This window comes from Clostridium sp. ZS2-4, assembly GCF_026719745.1.
Lineage (GTDB): Bacteria > Bacillota > Clostridia > Clostridiales > Clostridiaceae > Clostridium_H.
The window spans coordinates 19401-31647 of record NZ_JAPPRQ010000018.1 but is presented as its reverse complement, the minus strand read 5'-3'; the positions used below and the strand labels follow the sequence as shown (position 1 = coordinate 31647).

14 protein-coding genes and 1 pseudogene are annotated in these 12247 nt (G+C 28.1%); 2 read left to right on the top strand and 13 right to left on the bottom strand.

Translation table 11 applies throughout. The features are described 5' to 3' along the window. Window positions 1-97: 97 nt before the first annotated feature. From OIO11_RS03875 to OIO11_RS03855, 5 genes are all read right to left on the bottom strand, one after another. Entirely contained in the window at window positions 98-706 is a 609-nt protein-coding gene (locus OIO11_RS03875) for a helix-turn-helix domain-containing protein (RefSeq protein ID WP_268070052.1), read from the bottom strand. Between the two features lie 43 nt (window positions 707-749). Next, window positions 750-920: a hypothetical protein gene (locus OIO11_RS03870; protein WP_268070051.1), complete on the bottom strand. Its 171-nt coding sequence runs from the start codon at window positions 918-920 to the stop codon at window positions 750-752. Window positions 921-926: 6 nt separating this feature from the next. Continuing rightward, on the bottom strand, window positions 927-1049 hold the full coding sequence (locus OIO11_RS03865) for a hypothetical protein (protein WP_268070050.1): 123 nt from the start codon (window positions 1047-1049) through the stop codon (window positions 927-929). 153 nt (window positions 1050-1202) lie between these two features. Beyond that, window positions 1203-1421: a hypothetical protein gene (locus OIO11_RS03860; protein ID WP_268070049.1), complete on the bottom strand. Its 219-nt coding sequence runs from the start codon at window positions 1419-1421 to the stop codon at window positions 1203-1205. 125 nt (window positions 1422-1546) lie between these two features. Beyond that, complete coding sequence (locus OIO11_RS03855; RefSeq protein WP_268070048.1) at window positions 1547-2302, bottom strand: hypothetical protein; 756 nt, start codon at window positions 2300-2302, stop codon at window positions 1547-1549. Between the two features lie 223 nt (window positions 2303-2525). Here OIO11_RS03855 and OIO11_RS03850 point away from each other — a divergent pair, with 223 nt between their 5' ends. Next, window positions 2526-2723, top strand: coding sequence for a hypothetical protein (locus tag OIO11_RS03850; RefSeq protein WP_268070047.1), 198 nt, complete (start codon window positions 2526-2528; stop codon window positions 2721-2723). A 620-nt stretch (window positions 2724-3343) separates the two neighbouring features. Here OIO11_RS03850 and OIO11_RS03845 read toward each other — a convergent pair. From OIO11_RS03845 to OIO11_RS03830, 4 genes are all read right to left on the bottom strand, one after another. Continuing rightward, window positions 3344-3730 carry a hypothetical protein gene (locus OIO11_RS03845; RefSeq protein WP_268070046.1) on the bottom strand — a complete coding sequence of 129 codons (387 nt, stop codon included), beginning with the start codon at window positions 3728-3730 and terminating at the stop codon, window positions 3344-3346. 280 nt (window positions 3731-4010) lie between these two features. After that, window positions 4011-4157: a hypothetical protein gene (locus OIO11_RS03840; RefSeq protein WP_268070045.1), complete on the bottom strand. Its 147-nt coding sequence runs from the start codon at window positions 4155-4157 to the stop codon at window positions 4011-4013. Between the two features lie 26 nt (window positions 4158-4183). After that, on the bottom strand, window positions 4184-5158 hold the full coding sequence (locus OIO11_RS03835; RefSeq protein WP_268070044.1) for a hypothetical protein: 975 nt from the start codon (window positions 5156-5158) through the stop codon (window positions 4184-4186). 319 nt (window positions 5159-5477) lie between these two features. Beyond that, window positions 5478-5882, bottom strand: a complete 405-nt coding sequence (locus tag OIO11_RS03830) for a hypothetical protein (protein ID WP_268070043.1) — start codon at window positions 5880-5882, stop codon at window positions 5478-5480. A 337-nt stretch (window positions 5883-6219) separates the two neighbouring features. Between OIO11_RS03830 and OIO11_RS03825 the strand changes: the two genes are divergently transcribed. Continuing rightward, window positions 6220-6813, top strand: a complete 594-nt coding sequence (locus OIO11_RS03825; RefSeq protein ID WP_268070042.1) for a hypothetical protein — start codon at window positions 6220-6222, stop codon at window positions 6811-6813. Window positions 6814-7054: 241 nt separating this feature from the next. Here OIO11_RS03825 and OIO11_RS03820 read toward each other — a convergent pair. From OIO11_RS03820 to OIO11_RS03805, 4 genes and pseudogenes are all read right to left on the bottom strand, one after another. After that, window positions 7055-8068: pseudogene (locus OIO11_RS03820) on the bottom strand (ParA family protein). Between the two features lie 201 nt (window positions 8069-8269). Continuing rightward, a complete protein-coding gene (locus OIO11_RS03815) occupies window positions 8270-9016 on the bottom strand; it encodes a hypothetical protein (protein ID WP_268070041.1) in 747 nt (248 codons plus the stop codon). A 1389-nt stretch (window positions 9017-10405) separates the two neighbouring features. Beyond that, complete coding sequence (locus tag OIO11_RS03810; protein ID WP_268070040.1) at window positions 10406-11347, bottom strand: hypothetical protein; 942 nt, start codon at window positions 11345-11347, stop codon at window positions 10406-10408. A gap of 452 nt (window positions 11348-11799) precedes the next feature. Then, the gene (locus tag OIO11_RS03805) at window positions 11800-12015 is read right to left on the bottom strand and encodes a hypothetical protein (RefSeq protein WP_268070039.1); all 216 of its coding nucleotides are present in this window, start codon (window positions 12013-12015) and stop codon (window positions 11800-11802) included. Between the last annotated feature and the right edge of the window lie 232 nt (window positions 12016-12247).

Here is a 12247-nt window from a genome sequence, read left to right as displayed (position 1 = left end):
GTCTGCACTATATGAAAAGCTATCGCTTACAAAAACTCAAATCAACGATTTTTTAGACTATTTTATATCTACATTACCTAGTTTTATCAAGGAAAAACTAGCTTTTTCGTAGTGCGAAAGTTGAGTTAATTAATTTATAAACGTAAGCTTTACTTAATCCAACTTCTTTAGCAATTTTCCCATAACTCATTCCTTCCTGGTGCAACTCTTTAATCCCCTGCATTTGTTCCTCTGTTAGATTACTTCTCCTTCCTGCTCCACGTTCATTATGTTTTTTTACTGTTACTGTTTCATTATTAATTAATTTACGATTTTCAGCTTTCAATTTTTCATTGTCTTTTTCTAATTTATTCCTGTAAACTTCTAGTGTATTATTGTCTTTTTTTAGATCTTCGCATTTCTTTTCTAATAAATCAATATGAGTATTTAGTGAATTGGTATTCTTTGTGTTTAATTCAATTTGTTTTACAAAATTTTCATGTCCGTTCTTATATGCAACAAGTTTATCATTTAGTTTTTCATATAGTTCTTTAAGCGTTTTATAATTAATTTGAATACGCTCTAATTCGTTGCAAATCCCATCAAACTCTTGTTTTGATACAACGCCCTTATCATTTAATATATCTTCTTTTTGTTGCTGCATATCTATAACCCTATCTGCTTGTTCCAGTTGCTCTTGCAATTCTTTTTTTGTTATACTTGCCATATCAATATTTACCTCCGTATACTAATTAATTTCCAAACTAATTTTATTTATTCAAATTGCAATAGGCTTTTTTTAATTTATCTGCTGTTATGTTGAATTTCCTCACGTGTCTATATTTCTCTCTATCAGCATATCCAGCTGTAAACTTATAAATTGTTATAGTTCCACTATCCTCTATCCAAATTTTCCTTAAACATTCCATTCCATCTATCATTTCATGCTAACTTATCTCATCAAGTATGATTGTATCTTCTTCCTTATCCCGTTCCTCTGTTACATAGAGGTACTTCTCACTTGCAGCTATGACATCTTCTTTTAGTTTCAATACACTCACTCCGTTCACTAATTAATTTATTAACTACTTTTAGTATATCGTATTTTAATTAATTAGTAAACATATGTTTTAAATATATTTCTAATGCACTGTTTTACTCTATATAGGGGTAATCCTAGGGTAGCTACGACCACCCGCAAACTCAATTACTTATTTTGATGATTACTCAATATTCAACTGATCATAAAGTTCATTCACATCATCTTGCTGAATCCCTATATTTTCATTAACTCCAACGGAAATTGCAGCATCTTTTAATATATTAAGAGCCTGTTGTCTTGTTATTGGTTTATCTTGCCCCTTTCTACTTTTAAAAACAAAATATTCCATATCAATATAATCAAGACTGTCAAGTAAGTCTTTTAGCCATACGGCAACCATTCGTGTAATTTAAATAAGAACCCTTGTATTATTACATAAAATGGGAAGTGGCCCGTTTTTACATGAATGGTTGCCGTACCCCTTCTAATTTTACAGTAAAAAACAAAGAGAACGTAGTGTTCTCTTTATGGAATATGCTCATCTTCTATATTTTTAGGTAATAACCAAGAATCAGAAATAACTGACTCTATTTCAAATACACTAACTACAGAGTGTTTTGGCGACATCATTGATACCATTAACGTGATGTTATGCTCTAAACCGTCTTTTAGAATATTGTACAGTTCTTCACCGTGCTTTTTATCAATGTAGCCGAAAATAACATCACTACTCATAGATTCTTTTAATTTTATTGAGTAATGCGTAAATTCTTTATCTGAATAATAACCATCATAGTAATCATCCAACTCAGCACGAACTCTAATGATGTAAGGTTGTTGCATCTCCTCGTCTTCCTGTATATATTTTGAGAATGTTAATTTATCATTTAAACCAAAGGTTGCTCCAGCATATAATTTATAACCTTTATCACCCGGTTTAAGAAACGCATCAATATTACAAGGGACGTTATCCAAATGAACTATAGTAACATCTTCATTAGTTTCAGAATTTTCTATTACATAGTCTGCAAGTGTTGTTGATAATACATAGTTTAGTAATTCCGATTGCTTTTTAACGTCTTCTTTAGACTCTTCTTTAATATTTCCTTCCTCATCATAAAAGTGTTCGGGATATACAATGTAATTGGCGAATTTCTCAACATCATCTTCTTTAAAAAATTTATGTACAAAATCTTCTGGCGTTTTTGATCCAGCACTACAACAAACTAAACTAGTACTAAGAATAGTTATAAATACTAATATCATCATTTTTTTTTGCAAGTTCATTTGCCTCCTTTTTTTACAATTATGTTTATAATTTTAAAATACCTAAGATATATAGTGTCATTTGACCTAATAGTGTTATAGCATATTTTGTAATTAAACATAAATCTTTGAATAATCTAACGCTTTTTACAAACATATACTCCTTATTCTATAGTTTCATAATTTATCAAAATATATTAAAATATATTTAATCATGATAAAAAAGGAGTTTTGAAATATGTTATTTAAGTGGTGTATTGGGGGAGCTATTACAGGAGCAGTTATAGCAATAGGCATAACTATATATTGTATAACTCAATTAGGATTCGCAGAAGCGACAAAAAATTTTTTAGATATATTAATACCTCTTACAGTAGTTGGAGGTTCTTGTGGATTGGGTCTTAGAAAATGGATATTTAAAAAATTTTGGCAATAATAAGAGTTTTATCTGGGGTACTAATCCTTAAGGGGTACAGTCGACATACATACAAGAAAAGCCACATTTTGCATATAAATCCCAACACGTGGCTTTTCTTGTTTCTTTTATTGTTTTTAGTAGGGGTAATAACAGGGTAGCTGTCATAGAGTACAAACTCAGTTTTACACAATAGGTATTTTGACAAATTAATATAATACACTTGAAGTATTGGTATAACTATGTTTTAACCATTTGAATATAGTATTTTGCTTAAACCTTAGCTGTAAGTTTGTCATATTAATTTAATTAATATAGCTTTGTTAAACTGCTTAACTTTAGAAAACTAGCCTATTTTTAAAGGAATATTTAAAAATAGGCGTAAAGTATCTTGGAAATATGGACTTATTTACAGATAAGGGAAGTGAGTTTGCGGTTTATCGTAGTTACCCTAGGATTACCCCATATCCCTGTAAAACTATACATTCAAGAGCAGTAATATAAAAAGAGCTTAACACTAAATTAGTGTCAGCCCTTTAATATCAATACTTGTATCCATTTCAGCGAATGTAATATTTTATCTAAAAGTTTACATTGAAATTTTATTTATTATTATTCAAAATATGATGTTATACAAAGATTTACCTTTTATTCTTCATTTCACATCTTGTATTGTTTAATACTTCTAACATCACCTCTTTATTTTCTTGTGATAATTCAATTTCTTCTAATGTCATATATTCAGTTTCAAATAATTTTTTTCTATATCCTAATGCATTAATAAATCTTGCTCCTTTGGGTACTATAAAAAAACACTGTAATTTATTTGGTTTTATTAACGGATAGTAGTTTAATATTTCACTAAAAATGTGTTTTTCCTCTTTATGTAGTAAGTAAAATTTTGAAAAAGCTTCAAATACCTTTTTTACAGCACCTATATGAAAATCTTTATTATTTTTGCCTAAATATCCAGATGTGGTTATTTCCCCAACATATAAAACACCTTTTTTTTCATCATATGATATCATATCAGGTTCCATTTCTATAAAAATTCTTCTTAGATCTTTTTTATTAAATTTTATTTCTGTACAACAATATTTTTTTGAAAACCATTTATTATATCTGGTTCAATTTTTGTTTTTAAGAGATTTGTATTAGCCATATTTATCACCTTATCAATAATTATTTTTATATTACTTTTTAAATTTATTTATCATATTTTTAAGTACTTTAACTTAACTATTTAATGCCCAATATCATGTATAATAATAATATTTCAGATTAAATTTAACTACACTAAAGTATATTTTAGTATAATAAAACCCCCGCAGCTGCAGGAGCTATATGTTTCAAAACAGTATCTTCATAATTTTTTGCTATTATACCACTACAATTTAATCTCTTCTGCTGTACAATTGCATATTTTTCAACATAAATAAGTATTAACTTTTCCACTACAGCAATTACTAAAAAATCTTTTATTATCTTTGCATATACCTTCCTTTCATCACCTCTCTCATGTTATTATTCTGGATTTCTAATGTTTTTTTATTTAATTCATTTAAAGCATTTCTCTGTAATTCTTGTCTATATTGATGAATTTCTTCGTGTATTTGTTTCATATTGACTTCTTTTCTTTTTATACGTCTAATTAAATCTTTAGTTTTTCGATTATTAGGGAAAATCGATTTTATCATATATACTATACGTTCAATTTCTTGCTTTTCCATATCATTTCTCACTAAGTCTATTTCTTTTTTACTTAATATATTTGTTGACTTTTTAGTAGTTACTCTAGCTTGTGAATTATTTATAGATTTATTTTTTTCTATAGATATTTCCTGTTTTGAGAATTGATTTGAAGATTTATTTATTCCTTCTATTCCCCCTGAAACAGTAGTCGCAACATTAATTCCATTTAGAATTGCTTGACCAGTTGCTATTCCACCTCCGCCTGCCGCTATAGCGCCTCCACCTATATTAGCTAAAGTTGCACTTGTTTGTGCAGCCCCATGAAGTGTAGAAATAGCCGTCCCTGTACTAGCTGCTGATGTAGCAGAAGTTACTCCAGTAATAGCAGCTCCAGCTACATCACCTACTGCTAATCCTGCTGCTGCTCCACCAATTACCTTGCCTACTTTTTTTGCTGTTTGGATATCTTGTGAATTTCCTCCAGCAACTTCTGCTACAAATTCACCAATTCCTCCACCTATTTCACTTGATACATCTACAGCAGTATCAACTACTGCTCCTGTAACATTACTAGTAAATTTCGCTACTTCATTAACTGCTTCACCAAGTCCATTCCCAATATCTCTAGAAAAGTCTGCAACTTCATCACTTCCTAAGGTTTCTGCAATGCCACCTACTATTTCACCTGTACCCTTTAATGCAACCTCAGCAATACCTCCTACTACCTTGCCTGTTACTTTTAATAAATCACCTAATAACCCCATTATATTTCCTCCTATAAACATCAATATTAAATTTTAAAATTATTAATATTTTTTATTTCTTATTTTCAATATTTAAATTATATTTCATAAATCAATTAAATATATCATAAAAACTTTTATTTGAATATTTGTATAAATTATACCATTTACACCTTAAAATATCTATGTATCCTAATTAGTTCAATCTTCAACATTTACATAGACTAATACATTTCTATTTCAATATCATAAAAAGCCGTTAAATTTTGTTTTAACGGCTTTAAAGCTCATAACATATAATATTTACTTTTCATATAGAGCTACTTTTTTATTTAAAGATTTATTCTTTTATATTAAGCTTCTGCTCTAATATAGAGATGGTTTCGTTTATAGTCTCAATACTATCAAGTTCTTCTTTTGATAGCTTTCTTAGATTTAACTTGTTCATATATTTATCAATCTTGTTAATTGATTCCTTGAATATCTCAGCAGTTACCGTTTTAATGTCTAGTTTTTTAATTTCCATTGCCTTCATATAAAATCCTCTTTCTATATTCATATAATCTTTGCTCTTCACAAGTCTTGCAAGCACGCCAGCATATTTCGAATTAGTAAACTTTCTCCCAGCCATTGCTTCTACATATTCTTTTATCTCGGCTATTGAATATGCCTTATTATCTTTTAATTGCTCCACAATATAATGTTTGATTTCGTCAGAATCACTTTTGAATCTTCTTCGTACCATAAATATCTCCTTCAAAATTATTCTATAGTATATTTATTCTACTTATGTTGAGGATATTCCTAATTAAGAAAAAACTTCTTAATTGTTTTTTGTTAATTAGAATCTCCTCTAATGTTCTCTTCTCAAAAAACAATAAAAACCTAATTTTATAATTACTAAAATATTTGACGGTTTCATTGTAATATTATATATTTTTGAATACTTAACTAATTGATATATTCTCTCTTAAATGTTTATATTTTTTCTCTTAAATATAAATTTTTCTATTAATGCTGTAATAATTTTCTCTTTTTTTAATATATATATATAAAGAGAAATATTAAGGAGAATTATTAGTATGACAATTCCACTTAATACTAATGTAACAATTGATAATGATTTTATAAAAGTATTTAGATTTAAATTATCCTTCAAGGTGCCTACAGAAGAAGGAACAAATCTTGATTTTATAACGAAATCTGAAGATATATTTTATGCGATTAACGAATTTAATGATAAATTTCAAAATTCTAAAAATATCAAACTCATATCTATTGAAAAACAACACATAGAAATACTTCTTTATATTAAAGTAAACAATAAAAATATAAAGGTTAGCGGTAAAGATCTTTCCCTATTCTCTAGGAAGCTTTTCCATGATAGAGAGTGGTCAAGATATTCTCGAGATAAAGGTAAATTATTCATGTCAGTCCTAGCCAAAGATATAACTGATGAAAAAAAATGTAATGTTATGCCTTACTATATTAAAATAGTTCCAACACCTAAAAATTATCTTTCAGTTCAAGACAAAATATTAAGTGATGAAAAAGCACTTATAGCTTTTAAAAGCTTATTAGCAATCCAAGATATCGGAGATACAGAAGTTATATCTTATAGAAAAAATACTATAAGAAACATAAAAAAACTTTTAATTAAAGTTTTAAGTAAATAATCATATCTATTTATCATTTTATAATTACTCAAAGTATTTTCATATCATTGTTATGCGTAACTGGATAATAAAATAGAGTACAATAAAAAGTGTGAAGCCTTATAAATTAAGACTTCACGCTTTTTTATTAATTCAGCACAATGTATATTGTGTAGAACTCAATTTGATTCTACTTTTGCACTAACTCCACCTCTACCTAGTAACAATCATATTTATCATAAGATATATTCATACTGCACATTTATCCTACTATTTTATCTTCAATTGCTTTATCTCTAATTAAAATACTCATAATAGTTGTAATCATAGGTTCAAAATATTTTCTACTTCCTTTTGCCCTTGTAATATGCGCTCCTGTCAAACCTTCGAAACTTGTACATTCAAACACAGGCTTTCTTGCATTGAGAGAATAAGGTACTAAACTATGTAAATTAGGTATTTTACCTAAATTATAATTACCACTTTTCCAATATTCTATCTGTCCCAACGACTGTAGTTTTTCTATTATATTTTGTTGGATTGCTTTCTCCAATTCATTTCCAAATATCTGCCATCCTTTTGTCATACCGTTCTTGTTTGAACGAATATTATGTTGTTGAGCAACATAACCTAAAAATTTAGGCTTTCCATGAGGAATGTCTATACTTTTGGCCCATCTTTCATTACATTGTTTCCATTCTTGATGCCAAGTTACTAATTTATTACCTAAATTTTCAGTACCACGTATGGAAAAGAGGTCCGGTGACACTGGTATTATAAAATAATCACTTCCACCGAGAACAGCCCTGTTTAAAGCACCTAAATTAGGTCCTAAATCAACAAGGATTATATCTGCATCTACTTTTTCTGCTGCAAATTGTATATATCTATATATAGCAGATTGAATTCTTATTGAAGATTCATCTCTACTAGCACTTGACCATGTATCCCCTAATCTATCTTCGAAAATACTTAAGTTAACATCTCCAGGAATAAGAAACAAGTTCTCTCTTAATTTATAAGGCAATCTTTTTCTAATATCGCCTAATCATCTATGTACTAACTCAATAGCTCTAAAAATACTATTTCCCTTTTCATTCCACGCTTTTAGAATATAATTATCATGTAACGCATAAGCAGTTAAATTACATTGACTATCACAATCTACCATTAATGTTTTTATACCTTTAGCCGCTAATAAATAGGCAATATGATACATATAAGTTGTTTTACCTACTCCACCTTTATTATTAAAAATACTTAATGTTTTTACCATTATCTTGATCTCCCTCTATTTTATATATGAAAATAATACTATTTGACAAACTATTTTCTTTTCCAATCTATGTATAACTATACTATTTTTAATTCTATTTTTAATGCATAGTTTTACTTTACATAGTTATAAATATATACATTCAAATTTAATAAATATACTTATTTTAATATATTTTGCATAATATCTTCGTAGTATCTATCACTTTTTAGTTTTTTTATGTAAAGTTCCTTTTAGTAATTCATCAAATAATTTCTCACCAACAGCCGGATTTGATAAAATCTTTTCCATTGCCACCATTCCCATTTTTTCTTCTGCTGTTAAAGTACTATCCGTTGCTATCGTATTATTTGCATTTTCTACCAATTGTGAAATTCTTCCCGCTATTCTATTTTCTAAATCATTGAAGTATGCAGGAATTTTCTTTATTTCACTTGCCAACTCATTTATTGCTGAATCTACTGATATATCTTCTGTATTAAGTAAAGATATATTATCTAGCTTTAATATATCAGTAACAGGATTATCACTAACTTCTGCATTTTCAATATTTTCGATATATTCTTTTAAATATTTTTTTGCTTCATCTACAGAATCAAGTTCAAAATCATAAGTTATTGTTCTAATATGATTTATATCAAATGGAATAGTTTCACCTTTCTTTATTATCTGAATCACAGGCTTGCCTATAGTGTGTCTTATAGCAAGTTCATAAAAAACATTTGGATTATGTCCTGTAAGATCAGCTATAACTAAATCTGATTCAATAATACTTTGAATTATAGATTTGGATATCCTATTAGGATTCATCTGCTCATCTGCCCTAATAGCTTCATAATTTAATTGTTCGGTAACAGGTCTGATTATATGCCTTAGAACTTTATCTGCATCTTTTCTTATTTCACTATTTTTTTCACCAATTCTACTTATAATAAAACATTTTTTCACTACGATTCCCCCCATATATTTTACAAGTCTCATTAGATTATTTTTCATATGATGTATAATTATAACATTTAGTTTCGAATTCAATCAATAAATTATGCTAAAGTTATTTTAGCATAATAAAAACTGCCGCAGCTGCAGGAGATATATGTATCAAAACAGTTTCGTCACAATTTTTTAAGATGTTAATCCTATAATCGTAGTAGCTAATTGAGTAAATGTTTTATGAAATTCATTCCTTGAGTTCTCTATATTTCCCAATATTTTACCAACTTGTTCGATTTGCATTGAAGAATAAGAGGCGTGAACATAAATATGCTGCAAATAAAGAAAAAAATCCCTAATGCTAATAATTGTAACCATTGTTCTTTTGAAAACTTAAAGTAAACTTTTTTCATCTCTTTCTAATAGACATAATATTTTTGTCTATTATTCCTCCTTCCATTTTTATAGTGATAATAAATAGCTTTCTTTTACAAAAAAATAAAATAGAAGTAGGACAAAGCTGTACTTATGTATAAAAATCCAAGAAAGTTTCTTTCTTAATAACTTTTATCTATGATTTTTCAAAAAATTTCAAAATTTTGTAAGTTGTTGCATATTACTACTACTACAATTAGTAATAGTAAGTCTTAGTAATAGTAAGTCTTAGTAATAGTAAGTCTTAGTATGCGTTCGATTTTCGAAAGTCAAGAGTTTCGATTTTCGAAAGTCAAGAGTTTCGATTTTCGAAAGTCAAGAGTTTCGATTTTCGAAAATCAAGAGTTTCGATTTTCGAAAGTCAAAGCATTTTCAATGGTTTGAACAGTATAATCTATACTTATAAAATTCGGAGTTGGAAATTTCCATATTATAAAAACTATTAAATAGGAATTTTGGAATATTATTCACCAAAAGGATATTAGTTTTTATAATCTAGCCATTGAAGGCATGAAATTTCAATTTTAAGTACCACTTCATATGAATTAGATAGTAGAATGAGTTTTAAATATTAAACGCTTTAAAAACGATATTTGGTACATTAAAAGCAATGTGATGAAAATAAAGAAAACCACACTCGCTTAGGAATGTGGTTTTCAGATTTTTAAGATAATGTATTTAAAATATCTTCTTTGGACAAAGTTATTAGCTAAAACTCAGAGTTCTAAATTTCCATATTATAAAAACTATTAAATAGGAATTTTGGAATATTATTCACTAAAAGGATATTAGTTTCTATGATTTAGCCATTGAAGGTATGAAATTTCAATTTTAAGCACTACTTCATATGAATTAGATAGTAGAATGAGTTTTAAATATTAAACGCTTTTAAAACGATATTTGGTACATTAAAAGCAATGTGATGAAATTAAAGAAAACCACATCCCCTTAGAAGGTGTGGTTTTCAGATTTTTAAGATAATGTATTTAAAATATCTTCTTTGGACAAAGTTATTAGCTCTATCTCTATATTGGCATCTAAATTTCTTTTTTCTATTTCTTTTCTTATATAGCTTTGTTGAATATCTAAGCAAACAATACAATATTTTCTATTTGAGTTACTACCACTTATACTTAATATAGAATTTACCCCTTGCAGATAAGAAAAAATACTTATATTATTGAGCACCATGTTCATATAGACAGTGTTTTTATATACATATTGAGTTTTCTTCTCAGTAAAAATATCTTCTTCTCCAGCTACACTAGGATCAGCTAACTCTATGATTTTTTTATCAAAATCTTCATGATATAGTGCATCTATTAACTCTAAAAAATACTCTTGATGTGGCAGCACTATTAAATCCCGTATAGGTATGTTTTTATTAATTAATGTTTGGACAAAGTTTTTCTTTTTAGTTAGTATAATAGTTCCGTAGATATTTGAATTTCTACTTCTTAACTCTTTAATTAATAGCTTAGTATTTTCAACACTTATTTTTGTTGGCACATTATAAATCAAATAGTCTTCTCCTTGCTTAGTTCGAGCAGCAGCTACAAATATCATTCCTCTATTTAAATTTTGTTGTTTTTTATATTTTGATGACGTTATTATTTCCAGATTCGGTAGTTCATATCTTAAATCTAAAGCAAGTGCTATCCTATTTTGCAGCTCCCGTTGATAGGTGCTTACATTCTTTGGCTTTTCGCCTATGCTTTCTAAATACTCTATCCCTTTTGTAGCTAACATAATCAAGTTATATCTTTTCTTTATTAATTTTTCTTCTTCTAATTTTTTTAATCTATTTCGTGAATATCTAGCAGGGTATATTATTTTTGGTATCTTGGCACTACAAGCTCCCTCTTGGCTTAGTAGTTTTAAAAACTTTAAATCACGTTCAGTTATTTGTATCATATTACTTTTCACTCCTTTTTTATTTTGGACAAAGCTATTGAGTAGTACGTACTAATGGTTATTTGCTTAATCATGAATAATCCTATCCCTCTTAGAAGCTATTCTTTTGGACAAAGCTATGTGTAGCACATACTAATAGTTGGATAAATATTTTCTTTTTCCGTCTCTTTTGTTATCTTTTTTCTTATTTATGCTTGGACAAAGTTATAGTTATTTATTTTATATAAATATGAGTAGTGCAGATCCAGCTATTTTGGGGATAGAATATATACTTGGTGTATAAACTCTATATGAGTTGAGTGGTGGGGTCCGCACTTTGGCTTTGGCTCTCTTGGTTCTTTGGGTGGTGTATGCTAAGGCTATGGTTATACAAGTTAGTTCCTCGGCCCAGTGGTACAAATTCAATATGCTTGGGTTTCAATGTGCTTGGGTTGGGTGGTGATGTCAAAGCTTTATATTACCTTTAAGATAGAGTCGATAAATCGTGAACATATGCTACGGCTAGTTCCCTTATCTCTCTCCATTAAAATTCTCATATATTTTTCCTTCAGTAATTCTTTTATGGTTTTTTCATCCAGCCCCGCTTCCTCCAGGTGCTTCTTTTCATTCTTCATTTCCTTTTTTATTTTTTCTATTATTTGCTTTGTATTTGTTTTGGTATTTTCCATATTTCTTTCCCTCTCCTTCCTTTTTTATTTTTTACTTTTTATTATTATTACAGTCTTATAAACTTCTACTTCTCTACATATATGCAGCACTTATTTTTGCACTATCTCTATGCTTGAAGTGTTATGCTTGAAGTCCTCTTCCCTTTTATCTATTTTTTATTTTTATCTATGCTTGAAGCTATATCTTTTGTTGTTTATTTTCTTATTTATCTCTTTATTTTTTTACCTACTC